Raw genomic sequence first — 19554 nt, forward strand, 5'->3', positions numbered from 1 at the left:
TTTATTTTTATAAAGCTTGTCATTTCTAAATAAGTTTTTCATCCTTTCGACTCCGCTCAAGATAAACTAATTAGAAATCTCATCATTATAACTCCATTTTTTTTAGATTAATCTTTATTTTCTACTCGGAATGATAAATAAACGCTCCTTTTCACCTTGTTTGCAAACAAGTATAGCCCTGATTGAAATGACATCCTTTTTATAGCCTTTATTAATAGGTGTCTTTGCGAGGAACGAAGCAATCTCTTCAATTAAGGGATTGCCACAGTTTACAAAAAAGTAAACTTCGCAATGACGGCTATAAAAAGATATAGTGTAAAGCAGGAAACAGCTTCTAATAAACCAGTTTCTCAGCCAAATATTTAGCTGTATAAGACTCCTTATTTTTAGCTAAATCTTCTGGAGTTCCTTCAAAAATAAGGTTTCCACCATTTTTACCTCCTTCTAAACCTAAATCAATTATGTAATCTGCACATTTAATCAATTCGATATTATGTTCTATGACGATTATGGAATGCCCTTTTTCGATTAAGGCATTAAACGACGCCAATAACTTTTTAATATCATGAAAATGTAAACCTGTTGTAGGTTCATCAAAAATGAATAATGCTTTGTCTTTGGTGTTTCCTTTAACCAAAAATGACGCTAATTTTATACGTTGCGCTTCTCCACCAGAAAGAGTAGAAGAAGACTGCCCTAATTGTACATAACCTAAACCTACATCTTGCAATGGTTTTAATTTACTCGCTATTTTAGGAACTAAATTTTCCGAGAAAAAAGCAACAGCATCATCTATGGTTAAGTTTAAAATATCGTCAATCGATTTTCCATCGAACTTTACTTCTAAAACTTCTTTTTTAAAGCGTTTTCCATTACAAACATCGCATTCTAAATGCACATCTGCCATAAATTGCATTTCGATAGTAACTTCTCCTTCACCTTTACAAACCTCGCAACGACCGCCTTCTACATTAAAAGAAAAGTGTTTTGGTTTGTAGTTTCTAATACCCGATAATTTCTGATTTGCAAATAGTGAACGAATGTCATCATAAGCCTTTATATACGTTACCGGATTAGAACGAGAAGAACGTCCAATAGGATTCTGATCGATAAATTCTACATGTTTTAGAGTGTCAAAGTCTCCTTTTACTTCTGTATGCTGACCGATTTTTTCTCCATGACCAATTAGTTTTTTTTGCATGGTTGGATACAAAATATTTTTAACCAACGTACTTTTTCCGGAACCAGAAACGCCTGTAATTACCGATAAACAGTTTAATGGAAATGTAACATCTACATTTTTTAAATTGTTTTCTCTAGCTCCAATAATTTGTATTTTATTTCTAGAGGTTCTACGTTTTGTAGGAACTTCAATTTTTAATTCTTCGTTTAGATATTTAGCGGTTAAAGATTCTGATTTTAAGATTTCGTCAAAATTTCCTTCGGCAACTACATGTCCGCCATAAGTACCTGCTTCCGGACCAATATCTATAATATAATCGGCTTCTCTCATAATATCTTCGTCGTGTTCTACGACCACAACGGTGTTTCCTAAATCTCGTAAATCTTTTAAAACACCAATTAATCTTTCGGTGTCTTTTGGATGCAAACCAATACTTGGTTCGTCTAAAATATACATAGAACCAACCAAAGAACTCCCTAATGAAGTAGCTAAATTGATACGCTGACTTTCACCTCCAGAAAGTGTATTAGAGGTTCTGTTAATGGTTAAATAAGACAAGCCCACATCGGTTAAAAATAACAAACGATTGTTAATTTCCATTAACAAACGTTTTCCTATTTTTTCTTCGTATTTGTCCAGTTTGATGTTCTTAAAAAAGACTGCCAATTCATCTAAAGGAAGTGTAACTAAATCTGAAATTGTTTTCTCATTTATTTTGACAAAATTAGTTTCATGTCTTAAACGTTTTCCATTACACGATGTACATTTTGTTTTTCCGCGGTAGCGAGAAAGCATGACTCTATTCTGAATTTTATAACTCTTTTCTTCTAAAACGGTAAAGAAATGATGAATTCCGTTGAATGATTTATTTCCGTTCCAAACCAATTCTTTTTGTTCTTCTGTAAGTTGAAACCAAGGTTTGTGAATAGGAATATCAAATTGATAGGCAACATCTATTAAATCTTCTTTATAATGTATATAAGAAGGTGTTTTAAATGGAAAAATACAATCTTCCATAATTGATAAACCAGTATTTGGGATGACCAAATCTTCATCAATACCAATTACATTTCCATAGCCCTCACAAGTTGGGCAAGCACCATAGGGATTGTTAAAACTAAATAAATGCGTGTTAGGTTCTAAGAAAGACATGCCGTCTAAATCGAACTTATTACTAAACTCAGCAACTTTATTGTCTGCTAAATTTTCTATAAAACAAATGCCTTTTCCTTCAAAAAAAGCAGTCTGAATAGCATCTGCTAATCGGTTGTAAAAATCTTCATCGTCTTTTGTTACAATTCTATCTACTACTAAATATAAAGGTTCATTTTTAAATTCCGCTTGCGGAAAATCTGATATTCTATATACTTTGTCGTTCCATTTTAAACGCGCATATCCTTGTTGTTCTAAAACTTGTAAAATCGTTTTTAAATCTCGGTTTTCATCAATTGTAATAGGTGCTAATAATAACAGTTTTGTTTTATCATCAAACTCTTTTACAAAATTAACAACATCAGAAACAGTGTCTTTTTTAACTTCTTTTCCTGAAATAGGAGAGAAGGTTCTACCAATTCTGGCATATAATAATTTTATATAATCGTAAATTTCTGTTGAGGTCCCCACAGTAGAACGCGGATTTGTAGAATTTACTTTTTGCTCAATAGCAATTGCAGGTGCAATACCTTTTATATAATCTACTTTTGGTTTGTGTAATTTTCCTAAAAACTGACGCGCATAAGAAGATAAACTCTCTACATAACGTCTTTGACCTTCTGCATATAGCGTATCAAAAGCTAAAGAAGATTTTCCAGAACCAGAAAGACCTGTAATTACCACCAATTTATTTCTTGGTATAACTACATCTATATTCTTTAGGTTGTGGAGTCTAGCTCCTTTAATAATAATATTTTCTTTCGGATTTACTTTAGAAATGTCAGTCTTCATTCATGAAAAATATAAGCTATAAAAATACCGTTTTTTTAAACCATTTTGAAAGAAATGTGAATGAATTTTGTTAAAATATTTGTCGATTTAAAAAATAATATTGATATTTGGCTTTCATAAGCACCACTAAATTAGACGCATATACATAAAAAACTACTTTTAAATTATTAATTTAATAATAAAAAAAGAAGAGCAACTTGTTCTTCAACAGTAGTTATGATGCAGAAAAACTCAAATACAGATAGTACTTTAGTAAGCGATTACATTAAAGGTAATGAAGCTGCTTTAGCAGTTTTAATAAAAAGACATCAGCAAAGATTGTTTAGCTTTATATATAGTAAAGTACACGATAGAGATATTACAGAAGACATTTTTCAAGACACGTTTATAAAAGTTATTAGAACTTTAAAAAAAGGAAACTATAACGAAGAGGGTAAGTTTTTACCTTGGGTTATGAGAATTGCTCATAATTTGGTGATAGATCATTTTAGAAAAACCAATAGAATGCCTTCCTTTAAGAATACAAACGAGTTTGATATCTTTTCTGTTTTAGGTGATGGAAACCTAAATGCTGAAAAACAAATTATAAAAGATCAGATTCATACGGATGTTAGAGAACTTATAAATGAATTGCCAGAAGAGCAAAAAGAGGTTTTGGTAATGCGTATGTATAAAGATATGAGTTTTAAAGAAATTAGCGAAAATACAGGTGTTAGTATCAATACTGCATTGGGTAGAATGCGTTATGCACTTATAAATATGCGTAAGTTAATAGAGAAACATAAAATTATTTTAGTAGATTAACAATAAATGAAAAAAGTTGTCGTTAGTAGTTTATAACCAATTTATTAAACAAACTATATGATGCAACTTTACTCAAAAAAGCCTTCTGATTTACAGATGCAACCTAAACAAGAAACAGTTCAATTTTTGATTAATTTTTCCAAATCGCTAACTTTTGTAAAAACGAAATCAAAAGACTTCATTGAATTGAATTTGAATTAAGAGAGGAAAAAGCTTCAACTAACGTTGGGGCTTTTTTTTGTATGCATCTTTTTTTATGTTATATGAGTTAATATAGTCTTTGACTTTTACGGAACTTGCAGTCATGGAAAATATATTAGTAGCAGGTGCCAATGGTACCACAGGAAAAAAAATAGTAAACTTATTACAAAAATCACAATATTTTAATCCAATTGCTATGGTTCGTAAAGAGAGTCAGAAAAAGCAATTTGAAGATGAAAATGTAACCACTGTTTTAGCAGATTTAGAAAAGGACGTTTCATTTACAACAGAAAATATTGATAAAATTATTTTCGCTGCCGGTTCTGGTGGCAAAAAAGTAGTAGCAGTAGATCAAGAAGGTGCTAAAAAATTAATAGACGCTGGTAAGCATACAAAAGTTAGAAAGTTTGTAATGTTAAGTTCTATGGGGGCAGATAATCCAGAAAGTTCAGACAAACTTAAAGATTATTTAAAGGCAAAACAAAATGCAGATGTTTATTTAAGAGAAAGTAAATTACCTTATTCTATTGTGAGACCTGGAGCATTAAATAATGAAAAAGGGAAAGGTAAAATAGAGTTGAGTAGTAAATTAAACAAACATGGAGAAATTAGTAGAGATGATGTTGCACAAACTTTAGTACATGCTTTATATGACACTGCAGCTCTTAATAATACTTTTGAAATAATAGCAGGAGAAACGTTAATAGGTGAAGCAATACCTAGTTCATAAAACTTCTTTTTAGTATAAATAATACACCTTGATTAAGGTGTATTATTTTTTTTATGATATTCGTCTAAAACAGATTTTCTACCAACTGTACTTGTAATAATATCTTTATCTAAATCCCAACCACGAGCAGGAGAATATTCTCTTCCGTACCAAATGATTTGTAAATGTAAATCGTTCCAAATTTCTTTTGGAAACAATCGTTTTGCATCCTTTTCTGTTTGTGCAACACTTTTACCGTTGCTTAAGTTCCAGCGATACATTAATCTTAAGATATGAGTATCAACCGGAAAAGCAGGTATACCAAAAGCTTGACTCAATACAACTCCAGCCGTTTTATGACCAACCGCAGGTAATTCTTCTAAACCTTCGAAAGTTTGCGGAACTTCTCCATCATATTTTTCAATTAAAATTTTAGACAATCCGTAAATTCCTTTGCTTTTCATTGGTGATAAACCACAAGGACGAATAATTTCCTTAATTTCTTCTACGGTCATTTTTACCATATCAAAAGGATTATCCGCTTTAGCGAACAATAAAGGTGTTATTTTATTTACTCTAACATCTGTGCATTGCGCAGACAATAAAACAGCAATTAATAACGTATAAGGATCTTTATGGTCTAAAGGAACTGGTATTTCAGGATATTTTTCTTGAAGTGTGTCAATTACAAATTGTACTTTTTCTTTTTTTGTCATTATTTGGAGTTACAAAATTTACAAGTCTGCAAGTTACAAAGTTCTAGTTGAAACCTTATTTGTTTTTATGAATTAACTTTTAGATTGAAAAAAATACACTTCGACAAGCTCAGTGTGATATGAGAAACTTTAATTGATTTATGGATGATTAAAATGGGACTTTAAAAACATATTCACTATTTATTAAGCTACCTACTTTAGACTTCAAGAATACTTTGTTACTTTGTATCTTTGTAATTAAAAATAAAAAAAATGACATCACTAAAAATAGGAGATAACGCTCCGCAGTTTGAAGCAAAAGACAACGCAGGAAATATCATTAAACTTTCTGACTATACAGGTAAAAAATTAGTTTTATTCTTTTACCCAAAAGCAAGCACTCCAGGTTGTACTAACGAAGCTTGTGATTTACGCGACAACTATCAATCTTTTTTAGCAAAAGGATATGATGTTTTAGGAGTAAGTGCTGATTCTGAAAAAAGACAACAAAATTTTATCAATAAAAATGAATTGCCTTTTCCGCTTTTAGCAGATGAAGACAAAGCTGTAATTGAAGCTTTTAATGTTTGGGGACCAAAGAAATTTATGGGGAAAGAATATGATGGAATTCACAGAACTACTTTTGTAATTGATGAAAAAGGAGTGATTGAAGATATTATCTTAAAAGTAAAAACAAAGGCACATGCTGCTCAGATTTTAGATTAAGCAATGATTAACGATTTCTGAATTCCGAATTTTATGAGTTCAGGAGTACTTTTTGTATTCGTAATTTCAAATAGCTCTCTTTTATGAGATTTTAAAGAACTTTCTGTAATATGTAATATTGCAGAAAGTTCTTTTTCATTTTTATCAGAATGCACAAATAATGCCTGTAATATTTCTAACTTTCGTTTTGTAAACGTGTAATTATCAATATTTATTTTTGAGGAGGTTTTACCTTTTTTTATAGATTGATGAACGAAACAATTTAGAATTACCTTTTTAAAATTTTGTAAGTCTTCATCTTTTCCTACAAAAACATCTACGCCTTTATTTATCGCTTTTTCTTTGATGAAATTATTATTCATGGTAGTTAATGCAATGATTTTAAAGTGATTATTTCCTTTTTTTATTTCATCAATAAAATCTAAAGAACATGTTCCATTAAAATTTACATCTAAGATTAAAACATCTAAGTTTTGATAATTTGTAAATGCAATTAGTTCTTTTAGTGTGATAAAAGTATTGGTCACATTTAATTCCGAATGAACATTTAAGCTGTCTTTTAAAGCATCACAAAAAAAACGATTATCGTCTGCAATAACTATTCTTATTGGGGTTTTAGTCATTTGTAATGGGGATATTGATTTCGAAATTAGAACCTTTTTTATTGGTGTTTATTTGTAAAGTTCCGTTAATTTGTTTTACTCTGTTTTTTACACTTTCTAAACCCAAACCTTTCTTGGTTATTATTTTTTCATCAAAACCAATTCCATTATCATTTACTTTTAGTGTAATTAGTTGGTTTTTATGTTGGTTTAGCGTTATTTTAATCTCTGAAGCTTTAGAGTATTTTATAGCATTTGTAGTAAGCTCAGATATTATTCGATATAAGTGTACACATTTATCTTGCGATAATTCGATGTTTTTAAGGTTGAAATTATAACTGATTTTGTGTTTTGTTAAATGGTCTATTTTAGTACAGAATTCTATTAAACTATCAATAAAATTATCTGCATTTACTTTTGGTGCGTATAAGCTGTTTAATAAATATCTATAATCTTTATAAAAAGCATCTAAAATTTCTTCTACTTTTTCTGGCGTTTTTTCATCTTTCTGTAATAAACGTAGTTTTAAAGCTTCTAAATACCCTCCAAAAGTATCATGAACATTATTTACTAAGTTGTTTCTTTCTGTGTGTTGAAAGGCTAATGTTTTATTTTGAAAATTATATTTTAATTCATTACTCACTTTTTTGAGTTTAAAATATTTAAATTGAGTTTCTATGACCGAACCAAAAATAAATCGAGTAAATAGTAATATTTCTATAACCAACGTGATATAATAAATTGTAGATCCGCTAAACTTTATATACAAACTATTGTGGACACTTGGGTTTATAATTTGACCACTTATTATTGCTAAAATTGGCAGTATAAAAGCGATAACTAAATAAATTGGTAGTTGTTTTGTAATGGTTAAATAGAGGTGATTTAGTACCCAAATAAAAGCAATTACTTTTAAGATTGTCCAAACATATAGGTATAAAACAATTAATCCGCCAAATAAAAATTTATAGATATAGAATAGTAAAAGTGTTAAGGCAATGTAGGCTCCTATCTTAAAAAGTAGTTTAGGAATTACTTGAGATTTATTTAATTTATAAAACTTCAGATAAAAAAAACCAATACAAGCTACTCCTATTGTTTGGCTAATACTTCTAATATTGTTGATAGTAAACTCACTTCCTGACCAGAAATATTGTACTCCAATTCCTTTACCTGCTAGAAATTCTATTAAAACAGTAAAAATATATAATGGATAAAATAAAACAGTGTACTCTTTTTTTAAAATGGCAAAAAAGACCAGTATAAATGCCATCGAAATTAGAAACGCGATAAACATTCCGAAATAAAAATATTCTGTTTCTACACGCTTTAAAAATTGATTTTCTGTTTCTAAAAAGAAAGACATTCTTGTTCTAGTATCCTTATTTTTAACCTCCAGAAAAACATCGGTTTTTATATTATTATCTACTGGTATTTTCCAAACAGGGTATCTATAAAAAATATTTTTATGCGGAAATTCTTTGTTATTAGAGACTTTGTAAAGTGTGTCGATTTGATTTCCCTTTTTTAAATAAATTTTTCCATAAGGCAAATATGGGTTTGCAATTGTAAAGTACTTGTATGCTTTTTTTGTTGAAGTTGCGGGTAATAATGAAAAGTGATTCCACAAAGTATTTCCTCCTAAATGTTTATAAATTTTAGGATGCTCTTCCTTTTCAAAATTACCTAATTCATAGTTTTTTATAATTTCTGTAATGGAAACAGCATCTTTAGAAGGTTGTTTAAAAAAGGATATTGAATGATATATTGAAGAAGATTCCTCTTGTGAAAAAGAATTTAAAGTGAGCAATAGTAGGAGGAAGATTAGTTTTATTTTCACAAATAGAATTTAAATACCCTACTAAAGTATGGTTTTTTTTTATGACTTCCTCTTAATTTTGTAGATGAAAAAGAAAAAAATATGGAAGTTAAAAAATTATATGATTATAATGAATTAAAAATTATTGGTAATAAATATCAAATTAAAGATAAAGAAATACCAATAAACCTTATAGAAGATTTTCTTAGTTTTTATAATTTAAATTTACACGATTTGTCTACGCTTAGTAAGTTTTCTGAAAATTTACAAGAAGAAAAGCGTTTTAAAAAATTGAATAAATCTAAATTTAATTCATTAACAAACAAAGAACTTCAAATTTTTAAATTGGTTGTTCAAGGAAATACAACAAATAAAATTGCAACACAGCTTTTTATAGAGCCTACTACAGTTAGTACGCATAGAAAAAGTATAAAACAAAAATTAGAGTTAGAGTCAATATTTGATTTGTATAAATACGCAAATGCATTTAATATTTTTTGATAAGATATAAAAAGGAGAAGTAAAATTGTTTGAATGAAAAAAGTGGGCAAATTAAAACGTGTTCACTTTTTATCTTAAAAAAGAGTGTAGTAATTATTAAATTTAAATAAAATGAAAAAAGTAACAATATTATTTATAGTTAGCTTAATGTTTATAACTCAAAACATCAATTCACAGGCAATTACAAACGTAAAAACCCTGTTAGAAGAAAATGAATATGGTAATGCTAGGTTAATAATAACTCCAAACACTTATGATATGGCAGCAAAAAAACCAACCAAAACCTCTGGAGTTTATGGGCTTTTAGTTTGTTATAGGTATAAAGGCGTTCAAAAAGCGTTGCATCAAGATTTAACTTACGATTTTGCTAAAAAAGGTAAAAAGGAGTTGTTTTTAGGTATGTCTGCAAAGAAATCTAACATTTCTATTGGTCAGGTTTTATTTTATAGAAGAGATTTAGTAAATCCTAACAATTTTCCTAAAAAGTCTGATTGTTTTAAATAGTAGTCTAAAACCAAAACTTCATTCCAACTTTTCTAATTGATGAAAAAGAGGTGATTGAAGATATTATTACTAAAGTAAAAATGAAAGCACATGCTACTTAGCTATTAGAATAAAATTATTAAAACAGCGTATAGAATTAAAAGAATTACTTTTTGTCAGCGCTTGTTTTTGTTAAAAATACTCATATATAGGTATTGTAGATTGTTTTCATTTTTATTTATTTTAAATACTAATTTAACTTATATAAAAAATGAAAACAAAAATACTTCTTTTCGCAACATTATTTTTTTTGAGTCTTAATTTATTTTCTCAAACAATTGCGATTCCAGATACAAACTTTGAACAAGCTTTAATCGATTTAGGTTTTGATTCGAATGGATTAAATGGAAATATTTTAATATCAGAAGCACAAGTTATAGATAGTTTAAATATTCAAGATCCGGAAAATAATACTTTGTTACCTAACGTTTCAGCTAAAATTAAAAGTTTACAAGGAATTGAAGCAATGGCTAATTTGGTTTCCTTGGAAGCAGGAATAAATGAATTAACTTCAATAGATTTAAGTCAAAACACAGCGTTAACCAATTTGTTTTTAAATGACAATCAATTAACAACTATTGATGTGTCTAACAACACAGTTTTAGAACGTTTTGGAATTATGAGAAATCAAATTACAACTATAGAGGTTTCTATGTTGGTGAATTTGGTAGATTTATTTGTGCATGAGAATCTAATAACAAATTTAGATGTTACAAATAATAAAGAATTAGAATGGTTATATACTAGTAATAATCAACTGTCAACAATTAATTTATCAAAAAATACAAAATTAAGAAGAATAGACATTTATGGTAATCTACTTACGTCTATAGATGTTTCTATGTTAGTAGATTTAGAAGATTTAAGAGTAGGTTATAATCAAATAACCTATTTAGATGTTTCTAAGAATAGTAAATTATTTGCTTTTAGTTCTAATGATAATAATTTAGAAGCATTGAATGTGAAAAATGGCAATAACTCTTATTTCACCTATTTTTCTGCAAATAATAATGCTAATTTAACTTGTATACAAGTAGATGACGTAAGTTTTTCTACTACAAATTGGGAGTTAATTGACACAGTAGCTAATTTTAATACAGATTGTAATATTCCTGCCCCTGTTAGTATACCAGATTATAATATGAAAACAGCTTTAGTGGCAGACAATACTATAAATAGTAATGGAGATACTGAGATTCAAGTTTCTGAAGCAGAAGCAGTAACAGGTACTATAACTTTAGAGGCTTTAGGTATAGATAATTTAACTGGTATAGCAGCATTTAAGAATATTACGGGTTTAAATGTTAGCGAAAACAACTTAACAACGGTAGATTTATCTAATAATACTAAGCTTTCTTATTTAAGTATTTATACCAATCAATTAACAGCTTTAGATATTACTTCTCTAACAAGTTTAGAATCTCTATATGCAGGTAGTAATCAGATAACAGAAATAGATGTAACAAATAATTTACTATTAAAAAAATTATGGTTAAACATAAATAACCTAAGTGCTTTAGATATTTCTAATAACACAGATTTAGAAGAATTAGAACTAGATTGGAATTATAATTTATCTGCTATAGATTTCTCAAATAATTTAAAATTATATAGAATTCATTTATGGAAAACGGCAATTTCTACCATTGATGTTACGCAGCTAGTAGATTTACAAAGATTGTATGTTTCTGAAACTAATTTAAAAACAATAGATATTTCTAATAACATAAAACTATATGATTTTAGATCTACAGATAATCCAGAAATACCTACTTATGATTTTTCTAATAATACAGCATTAAATAGAATAGATTTATCAAACTCAGATGTAAGCGATGTGGATGTTTCTAAGAATATAAATTTAACACAACTATTATTAGGACAAAACAATTTAAGAACTGTAGATATTTCTAAAAACACATTATTACAGGAAGTTTATTTAAATAATAATAAACTAGAAAATATTGATATTTCTAAAAATACAAGTGTCACAAAATTATTTTTAAACGACAACTTACTAGAAAGAGCTTATTTAAAAAACGGAAATAATACAGCAATTGTTGAGTTTGATATTACTAACAATGCTAATTTATCTTGTATTGCCGTTGATGATGTTACGTTTTCTGCAATTAATTGGACAAGTATAGACGAATCTGTAAACTTTAATACAAATTGTGGTGCAGAGTGGGAGGTATATACAGAAGATGAAAACCTTGAAACAGCTTTATTAACAGTAGTTGGTTTAGACGCTAATAGTGATGGAGTAATTACTTATGAAGAAGCTCAAGAATTTACAGGTGATTTAGATTTAAGTGGTCAAAATATAATTTCTGTAATAGGATTAGAGGCTTTTTCAAACGCAGCAAGTATTGATGTTTCAGAAAATAGTATTACAGATATTAGTAGTTTTTTAAATGGAGAATCTGTTATACTTTCATCAAAAAGTACTGCAGAAAAAAGAGTGGTTAATAGAACAGGTACCGGAATAAAAGTTTTAAATGTTGCTAATAATTTAATAGAAAAAGCAGATATTTCTAACATAACAAGTATTATAGATTTTGATATATCTAATAATAAATTAACGTATTTAAATTTAAATAACGAATCAAATAGTAGTTTAACAACCTTTAGTGCTATCGGTAATCCTAATTTAAGCTGTATTCAGGTTGATGATGTTGCTATTGCAACGGCTAATACAAACTGGCAGAAAGATACAACAGCAAATTACAGTACAGATTGTGCAGCAGCAGCTTTATCTACTGATAGTTTTTTGAAAGAAAATATTGCTATTTATCCTAATCCGATACTATCAAAGATTCAAATTTCATTATTAAATAGTATACAGTTACAAAGTGTAGAAATATATAATTTTATGGGAAAAAAAATGTTACTGAGTAAAAAAGAGTTGATAAATGTTGAAAAATTTTCAACAGGTGTTTATTTTTTGAAAATATCAACGGACAAAGGGGTATTAATTAAAAAAGTTATAAAAGATTAAAGTAAAGTAGTCTTTAAATAAAAAACGAGTTCAATTTAATTGAACTCGTTTTCTTTTATTTAAAATTTCATGCCAACTTTAAAGTTTAAAACTCTTCCTGTCATATAATTCGGAATCCCGAATTGTGTTTTAGAATATACATCCCTTACCCAAGTATTGGTAATTGAGTTTTGAATATCAAACATATTAAAAAGCTCTAAACCTGCTGATAATTCTTTAAATTTAGACATCCAACCTGTTGTGTATTGTTTATTTGCATCCACAAAAATATAAGAAACTCCTAAATCTGCACGTTTATAATCTCTTAAACGGCTCTGATAATCATACACATTTGCATAAGATGGAGAGCCACCAGGAACACCTGTGTTGTAGACCAAGTTTAAATAGGCTTTTAAGTTTGGTAAATTAGGAACATAATCTTGAAAAAGAATTCCGAATTTAATGCGTTGGTCAGAAGGTCTAGCAATATAACCTTGGTTGTCTATGTTTTCTTCTGTTTTTAAATACCCTAAACTTACCCAGCTTTCGCTACCTGGAACAAACTCGCCATTTAAACGAACATCCAAACCGGTTGCATACGCTTTTGTAACATTGTCTGCTCTATAACGAATTCTAACATTGTCTATAGAATAAGCGTTTACATCAGATAAGTCTTTGTAATACATTTCTGTAGTTAGTTTAAATGGTCTGTCCCACATATCAAAACTATAATCCATTCCTGTAACTAAGTGAATCGATTTTTGAGCTTTTACATCTACATTAATATCACCATTAAAATCTCTTAATTCTCTATATGAAGGGGGTTGAGAATACCATCCACCAGAAATTCGAAACAGCATATCTTTGTCCCAATTTGGTTTGATAGCAAATTGACCTCTAGGACTAATAATTGTCTGGTTTTTAGATTCGATATCGTTTCCTGTAACTGACCAACTTTGAGCTCTAAGTCCTAAATTATAAAAAACTTCATGTTCATTCCAAAATGAACGTTGATTAAATTGTACAAAGGCAGAAACTCTATTAATGGCAACGTTATTATCTTTTCTGATGTTTTGATAAGGAGTGATTTCACCTTCAAAAGCTTCATAAGGTTGATTGTTAGAGGTATGGTTTGGAGGTCTTATAGAAAAGCCTAAAGAATCGATCATTTCCCATTCTCTAATACGATCTCTAATGTCTTCTTTTTGATATTTTGCTCCAAAACTCCATTGTATATCATCTTTCTTGATAGTTCCTTTTATTTGAATATTGGTAATTACTGCATCTAAATCGTTACGAGCATGGTTTAACTGTGAGCCAATTCCTTGAGAGAAATCTACTTCTCCAAAATTTTCTGAACCAATATTAGCGTCAACTTCGCCTAAATTATAGGCTGCAGCAATATCAAAATGCTCTTCTTCTTGTGTGTTGTATCTAGACGCTGTAGTTGTTAATGTAAAGTTGTCATTCACTTTATAATCCGCAGAAAAAGCACCAAACATCGTTAAATATTTATCTTGCTCTTGTCCTGAGTAAAAAACGATTAATTCTAAAGGGGCTGCAACCGTACCAAAACGTGTTCTTCTAGAAATTGGTTGATAATTATAATCGTTCAAAGAAAAATTTCCTAGAAAATTTAATGTAAATTTTTCTGAAAACTCATAAGATAAATAGGTTTGTACGTCTGTAAATTGTGGTCTAAAATTAGTTTCAATTTGTTTACTATTTACAAATAAGCTATTGTCTCTATATCTAACACCTGTAATTGTACTTAGTTTTTTATTTAGAAAATTACCTTCAAAAGTAACGCTTGCACCTAGTAAACTTGCATTTATTGTCGTAGCCGTTTCTGTAGGTTTCTTGTAGGTAATATCTAAAACAGAAGATAATTTATCTCCATATTTTGCTTGAAATCCACCAGCAGAAAAATTAATATTCTGCACCATATTAGAGTTGATAAAACTTAAGCCTTCTTGCTGACCAGATCTAATTAAAAAAGGTCTGTAAATTTCAATTCCGTTTACATATACCAAGTTTTCATCAAAATTACCACCTCTTACATTGTATTGTGTGCTTAATTCGTTGTTATTGCTAACACCGGGTAAAGTCATTAATACGTTTTCTACACCCGCATTGGGTCCAATTACATTTTTAACAACAGCAACATCAATCTTCTTTATACCTTGGGCATTTCTTACATTGTCTTTAATTATAATTTCTTTTAATTCTTCTGTTTTTGAAGAAAGAACAACAGAGTAACGGACACCGTTTCTGCTGTTTCCAATATATTTTTTAGTAAAAGTTCTATAGGATAAATGGCTAAAAACTAAGGTAATTTCTTCTTTAAATGGAATTCGAATAGAGTAGTTTCCATTTTTATCTGTGGTAGTACCAACGTTGTTATACTTTATAGAAACTTGTTCAATAGGTTGTTTGTTTTTATCATTAACAGTTCCTTTAAGGATTGTTGTTTTTTGAGCAAAAGCAAAAACAGGGAGAAAGTATAAAAAGAGTAAGATTTTTTTCACGTAGGTTTTAGTTTACTTGTTTTTTAAAGAACGTTGTAGAAAGTGTATTCGTATTCCCAACATTGTCTGAGACTACAATTTTAAAGATATGTTTGCTACCAACCAATTTTTTATCACTAAAGTTATAGGTTAATATTCTTTTTTTATGATTGTATTCCATTAAAATCCATTCTCCATCTAAAGTAGCTCTATAGTTTTTAATTCCAGAACCAATATCAGAAATCTTTACTTTAATAGTTTCTCTTTTAGAAATCCAATCGTTATTTTTAAAATACAAGACGCTAGCTTTAGGCTTATGAGTATCTGAAACTAAAGCATATTTACCCAACGTTTTTGTAGTTGTATAAAACGTACTGTCCTTTTTTCGAGTGCTTAGGTAATATGGATATTTCGAGTTTTCTACATTCGCTATATAAAGTTGTTTTTTTTCGGCTTCAGAATATTTAGAAACATTAAAAGTTAATGTAAAACTTTTATCTAACGGAATATTAGGAGTATGAATTTTAGCAACGCCTTTATCAACCTTAAAATCTAAATATACATCTTCATAAAAAGTATTCTTAGGAAAAGCAACTGTAACATTTTCTTCTTTAAACTTTTGAAATTTTTTAGCAACTATTTTATAGGCAGTGGTGTCTTTTGGTTGTGTAAAAATGGTGTTGTTTTTTACTCCAGTAATGGGAATTTTTAAGGTACTTGTGTTTCCTTTATAGTCTTTTGCAATAATTTCTATATTGTAATTCAATCCATCTTCAATATTTAATATGCCATTATCTATTAATCCCTTATATGTAGATAGTTTATTGGCTTTTTCTTTATAGGTTTTCTGATATTTTTTCTTATATTTTTTATAGTGCGGATAATCTATATGTAAGTTGATGAATTTACTTTCTGCAAATGAAAATGTTTCTACATCATGATGATAAAAACGTTTTCCATTAACAAGCATTTCTAAACTAAATATTCCATTTTTATTGTATGCTTTGTCTAATTGGTCAAAAACATTTACACTAAAACCAATATGTCCAGAAGCAGCAATTTTACCCACTTTATATTTTCCTTTTTCTATACTCTTTAGAGATATAACCGTACTTCTATTTTTATTGTTAATTCTAGCATTCTGGTCTAATGGATACACTTTTAATGCTAAAAAAGTAGGTGGATTTGTATCAATAGGTTTCAACCCAAAAAACAAAGGATTAATAATGTGTTCTGTACTTGTATCTCTTATTTCGAAGTGTAAATGAGGTCCACCAGAACTACCAGTATCGCCAGAAAAAGCAATGATTTCTCCTTTTTTTATAGGAAATTGATCTGGTTTTAAAAATAAATTACCGGTTTCATAATTTTCCTTTTTGTATTGTATCGCTTTTACATACTCTTGTATTTTATCAGCATATTTACTGATGTGGGCATACACGGTTGTAAATCCGTTTGGATGCGTAATATAAATCGCTTTTCCAAAACCATATTGAGCAACTTTTATTCTAGAAATATAACCTTCTGCAGCTGCATATATTTTTAAGCCTTCTCTTCCTTGGGTTTTTATATCTACTCCAGAATGAAAGTGATTACTTCTTAATTCGCCAAAAGTACCTGATAAAATAGTAGGGATGCCTAAGGGGTTTCTAAAATAGTCTTTTGGGTATTTTTCTTGTGAAAAACTAAAAAAAGCAGATAAGAATGTGAATAACAATAGGGTTTGTCTCAAAATGAAAATGTTTTCTGCAAAAATAGGGAAAATCATTTTTTAGTTAAAGAGTTAATCTTTAGTTTTTTAATAAAATAAGCAACAAAATGTTGTAAAGTTTAAAACAGAATGTTAACTTTGTAGTTATAGTTTTATTCTTAAAATATAGATGGGTAATACAATTGAGGCAATTCATTTACTGGAAGATAAGTTAGAAAGCTTATTGTCAAATTATGAATTTTTGAAGAATGAAAATGAAATTCTGCTTCAGAATACAAGTAAATTACAACATCAATTAAAAGAAAGAGAGCAATTATTAGCAGCGCAGAAAAAAGAGTATGAATTGCTTAAGGTTGCCAAAACTATAGACGGCAGTGGTACAAATACAAGAGATACAAAACTCAAAATAAATACTTTAATTCGAGAAATCGACAAGTGTATCATACAGTTACACAAATAAAGTTCATTAAATTGTGGGAAAACTTAAAATTAATATTGTTATAGCAGGTAGAACTTACCCTTTAAGTGTGAACAACACTAAAGAGGAAGAAGGCATGAGAAAAGCCGCAACTGCTATTAATAAATTAATTTCTATGTATGAAGAAAATTACGCAGTAAGCGATAAACAAGATGTTTTAGCTATGTGTGCGTTACAGTTTGCATCAAAAGCAGAAATAACTTCATTAGAAAAGGATTCTACAGATAGAGAAGTAGTAGATAAAATAAAAGAGTTGACTAATTTGGTTGATTCTCATTTAAAATAAGTTCTTTAAAATATACATTAACAACACACTGCCTACGTTAGTACATTGTTTATTAAACTCAACACGATTCAATTATGAAGGATGAGTCTTAACTACTATAGCAAGCCATCTAGAATGGATCCTTGAACAGTTAGTTAGTCCTATAAGTAACCATATTTGGAGTTTAAAAAACCTCACTAATGTAGGCTTTTTTTTATATATTAAATTTAAATTATGGATGGAATGATACTTCCCATTATTGTGGGAGTTTTGATAGGAATTGCAGGTGGATTTTTGATCGCTAAAGCGATGGAAAAAGCAAAAGGAAAAAAAATACTTAGTGGCACTAGAAAAGAGGCCGCAACAATTTTAAAAGAAGCTAAGGTAGATGCCGATTCTGTAAAAAAAGAAAAGATATTACAGGCAAAGGAAAAATTTATTGAATTAAAGGCTGAGCATGAAAAAGTAATTCTTACTAGAGAGAAAAAGATTTCTGATGTAGAGAAACGTATTAGAGATAGAGAGTCTCAAGTTGCCTCTGAAGTAGATAAAAATAAAAGGTTAAATAAATCTTTAGAACACAAAGAAGGAGAGTTTAATAAAAAATTAGACTTTTTAGAAAATAAAGAATCAGAATTAGAAAAAATGCACAAGCGTCATGTAGACATGCTAGAGCAAATTTCTGGTTTATCGGCAGAAGAAGCCAAAAAAGAATTGATTACTTCTTTAAAAGACGAAGCAAAAACAGAGGCAATGGCTTTTGTACAAACTTCTATTGAAGAAGCGAAGTTAACAGCAGAACAAGAAGCTAGAAAAGTAGTTTTAGGAACCATACAAAGAGTAGGTGTAGAGCAAGCAGTAGAAAACTGTGTGTCTGTATTTAACTTAGAGTCAGACGATGTTAAAGGTAGAATTATTGGTAGAGAAGGACGTAACATTAGAGCTTTAGAGGCTGCAACTGGTGTAGAAATCATCGTAGATGATACTCCGGAAGCAATTATCCTTTCTTGTTTTGACCCTGTTCGTAGAGAGATTGCAAGATTGTCTATGCATAAGTTAGTAACCGATGGTAGAATTCACCCAGCAAGAATTGAAGAGGTTGTTAAAAAGACAGAGAATCAAATTACCCAAGAAATTATTGAAGTTGGTAAAAGAACTGTAATAGAGTTAGGTATCCATGGATTGCATCCAGAATTGATAAAAACGGTGGGTAGAATGAAATATCGTTCTTCTTATGGTCAGAATTTATTACAACACTCGCGTGAAGTAGCAAATCTTTGTGGTATTATGGCTTCGGAAATGGGCTTAAATGCAAAAGTAGCAAAACGTGCTGGTTTATTACACGATATTGGTAAAGTGCCAGATACAGAAAGCGAACTTCCACACGCATTGTTAGGTATGGAATGGGCTGAGAAATATGGTGAAAAACCGGATGTTTGTAATGCAATTGGAGCGCACCACGATGAAATTGAAATGAAAACTTTAATAGCACCAATTGTACAAGTTTGTGATGCTATTTCAGGAGCAAGACCAGGAGCAAGACGTCAGGTTTTAGATTCTTACATTCAACGTTTAAAAGATTTAGAAAATATTGCATTTGGTTTTCCAGGTGTTCAAAAAGCGTATGCTATTCAGGCAGGACGTGAATTACGTGTAATGGTAGAGAGTGGTAAGGTAAATGATACCAAAGCTGCTGAGTTATCTTTTAGTATTTCTCAGAAAATACAAAACGATATGACATATCCAGGTCAAGTAAAAGTAACTGTTATTAGAGAAACAAGAGCGGTTAATGTGGCGAAGTAGATAAAGCCCATTCTTATCCTTCCCAAAGAAGGTAGACTTTTGTATTATCAAAATATTTTTAAAAATCCCTACCATGTTTATGGTAG

15 protein-coding genes and 1 other RNA gene are annotated in these 19554 nt (G+C 29.3%); 10 read left to right on the forward strand and 6 right to left on the reverse strand.

What is annotated here, in order from left to right; translation table 11 throughout:
* Positions 1-334 precede the first annotated feature (334 nt).
* Entirely contained in the window at positions 335-3127 is a 2793-nt protein-coding gene (gene uvrA, locus H0I29_RS13440; RefSeq protein ID WP_218752746.1) for an excinuclease ABC subunit UvrA, read from the reverse strand.
* 216 nt (positions 3128-3343) lie between these two features.
* Between uvrA and H0I29_RS13445 the strand changes: the two genes are divergently transcribed.
* Positions 3344-3931 (forward strand): RNA polymerase sigma factor, encoded by a 588-nt coding sequence (locus H0I29_RS13445; protein ID WP_218752747.1) that lies wholly within the window; start codon positions 3344-3346, stop codon positions 3929-3931.
* Positions 3932-4235: 304 nt separating this feature from the next.
* Positions 4236-4862, forward strand: coding sequence for an SDR family oxidoreductase (locus tag H0I29_RS13450; protein ID WP_218752749.1), 627 nt, complete (start codon positions 4236-4238; stop codon positions 4860-4862).
* Between the two features lie 32 nt (positions 4863-4894).
* Here the strand turns inward: H0I29_RS13450 and nth are convergent, their stop codons facing one another.
* Positions 4895-5557 (reverse strand): endonuclease III, encoded by a 663-nt coding sequence (nth, locus tag H0I29_RS13455; protein ID WP_208888968.1) that lies wholly within the window; start codon positions 5555-5557, stop codon positions 4895-4897.
* 252 nt (positions 5558-5809) lie between these two features.
* On the opposite strand from nth, the gene bcp reads away from it, so the two are divergent.
* The gene (bcp, locus tag H0I29_RS13460) at positions 5810-6262 is read left to right on the forward strand and encodes a thioredoxin-dependent thiol peroxidase (RefSeq protein WP_218733193.1); all 453 of its coding nucleotides are present in this window, start codon (positions 5810-5812) and stop codon (positions 6260-6262) included.
* Here bcp and H0I29_RS13465 read toward each other — a convergent pair.
* Positions 6259-6885 (reverse strand): response regulator transcription factor, encoded by a 627-nt coding sequence (locus H0I29_RS13465; RefSeq protein ID WP_218752750.1) that lies wholly within the window; start codon positions 6883-6885, stop codon positions 6259-6261. The genes bcp and H0I29_RS13465 overlap by 4 nt on opposite strands.
* Complete coding sequence (locus tag H0I29_RS13470) at positions 6878-8704, reverse strand: ATP-binding protein (RefSeq protein ID WP_218752751.1); 1827 nt, start codon at positions 8702-8704, stop codon at positions 6878-6880. Before H0I29_RS13470 ends, H0I29_RS13465 begins: the two co-directional genes overlap by 8 nt.
* 81 nt (positions 8705-8785) lie before the next feature.
* Between H0I29_RS13470 and H0I29_RS13475 the strand changes: the two genes are divergently transcribed.
* The 3 genes from H0I29_RS13475 (at position 8786) to H0I29_RS13485 (ending at position 12725) form a co-directional block, all read left to right on the forward strand.
* On the forward strand, positions 8786-9184 hold the full coding sequence (locus H0I29_RS13475) for a helix-turn-helix transcriptional regulator (protein ID WP_218752752.1): 399 nt from the start codon (positions 8786-8788) through the stop codon (positions 9182-9184).
* A 111-nt stretch (positions 9185-9295) separates the two neighbouring features.
* Positions 9296-9688 (forward strand): hypothetical protein, encoded by a 393-nt coding sequence (locus H0I29_RS13480; RefSeq protein ID WP_218752753.1) that lies wholly within the window; start codon positions 9296-9298, stop codon positions 9686-9688.
* A gap of 250 nt (positions 9689-9938) precedes the next feature.
* Entirely contained in the window at positions 9939-12725 is a 2787-nt protein-coding gene (locus H0I29_RS13485; RefSeq protein ID WP_218752754.1) for a T9SS type A sorting domain-containing protein, read from the forward strand.
* Between the two features lie 59 nt (positions 12726-12784).
* Here the strand turns inward: H0I29_RS13485 and H0I29_RS13490 are convergent, their stop codons facing one another.
* Together H0I29_RS13490 and H0I29_RS13495 are read right to left on the reverse strand one after the other, a co-directional pair.
* On the reverse strand, positions 12785-15232 hold the full coding sequence (locus H0I29_RS13490) for a TonB-dependent receptor (protein WP_218752755.1): 2448 nt from the start codon (positions 15230-15232) through the stop codon (positions 12785-12787).
* A gap of 7 nt (positions 15233-15239) precedes the next feature.
* A complete protein-coding gene (locus H0I29_RS13495) occupies positions 15240-16979 on the reverse strand; it encodes a M23 family metallopeptidase (RefSeq protein WP_218752756.1) in 1740 nt (579 codons plus the stop codon).
* Between the two features lie 112 nt (positions 16980-17091).
* Between H0I29_RS13495 and H0I29_RS13500 the strand changes: the two genes are divergently transcribed.
* From H0I29_RS13500 to rny, 4 genes are all read left to right on the forward strand, one after another.
* Positions 17092-17382: a hypothetical protein gene (locus tag H0I29_RS13500; RefSeq protein ID WP_208888974.1), complete on the forward strand. Its 291-nt coding sequence runs from the start codon at positions 17092-17094 to the stop codon at positions 17380-17382.
* A gap of 13 nt (positions 17383-17395) precedes the next feature.
* Complete coding sequence (locus H0I29_RS13505; RefSeq protein WP_068448476.1) at positions 17396-17686, forward strand: cell division protein ZapA; 291 nt, start codon at positions 17396-17398, stop codon at positions 17684-17686.
* Between the two features lie 56 nt (positions 17687-17742).
* Positions 17743-17851: non-coding RNA, 6S RNA (gene ssrS, locus H0I29_RS13510), on the forward strand.
* A gap of 48 nt (positions 17852-17899) precedes the next feature.
* Positions 17900-19468 carry a ribonuclease Y gene (gene rny, locus H0I29_RS13515; protein ID WP_218752758.1) on the forward strand — a complete coding sequence of 523 codons (1569 nt, stop codon included), beginning with the start codon at positions 17900-17902 and terminating at the stop codon, positions 19466-19468.
* The last annotated feature ends 86 nt before the right edge of the window (positions 19469-19554 follow it).

The sequence above is a fragment of the Polaribacter sp. R2A056_3_33 genome (genome assembly GCF_019278485.1).
In the GTDB taxonomy this organism is placed as follows: Bacteria; Bacteroidota; Bacteroidia; order Flavobacteriales; family Flavobacteriaceae; genus Polaribacter.

Excerpts from the sequence above, each read along its gene's own strand:
- uvrA (WP_218752746.1), bottom strand. The coding sequence starts at position 3,127 with ATGAAGACTGACATTTCTAAAGTAAATCCGAAAGAAAATATTATTATT.
- H0I29_RS13445 (WP_218752747.1), top strand. The coding sequence starts at position 3,344 with ATGATGCAGAAAAACTCAAATACAGATAGTACTTTAGTAAGCGATTAC.
- H0I29_RS13450 (WP_218752749.1), top strand. The coding sequence starts at position 4,236 with ATGGAAAATATATTAGTAGCAGGTGCCAATGGTACCACAGGAAAAAAA.
- nth (WP_208888968.1), bottom strand. The coding sequence starts at position 5,557 with ATGACAAAAAAAGAAAAAGTACAATTTGTAATTGACACACTTCAAGAA.
- bcp (WP_218733193.1), top strand. The coding sequence starts at position 5,810 with ATGACATCACTAAAAATAGGAGATAACGCTCCGCAGTTTGAAGCAAAA.
- H0I29_RS13465 (WP_218752750.1), bottom strand. The coding sequence starts at position 6,885 with ATGACTAAAACCCCAATAAGAATAGTTATTGCAGACGATAATCGTTTT.
- H0I29_RS13475 (WP_218752752.1), top strand. The coding sequence starts at position 8,786 with ATGGAAGTTAAAAAATTATATGATTATAATGAATTAAAAATTATTGGT.
- H0I29_RS13480 (WP_218752753.1), top strand. The coding sequence starts at position 9,296 with ATGAAAAAAGTAACAATATTATTTATAGTTAGCTTAATGTTTATAACT.
- H0I29_RS13485 (WP_218752754.1), top strand. The coding sequence starts at position 9,939 with ATGAAAACAAAAATACTTCTTTTCGCAACATTATTTTTTTTGAGTCTT.
- H0I29_RS13495 (WP_218752756.1), bottom strand. The coding sequence starts at position 16,979 with ATGATTTTCCCTATTTTTGCAGAAAACATTTTCATTTTGAGACAAACC.
- H0I29_RS13500 (WP_208888974.1), top strand. The coding sequence starts at position 17,092 with ATGGGTAATACAATTGAGGCAATTCATTTACTGGAAGATAAGTTAGAA.
- rny (WP_218752758.1), top strand. The coding sequence starts at position 17,900 with ATGGATGGAATGATACTTCCCATTATTGTGGGAGTTTTGATAGGAATT.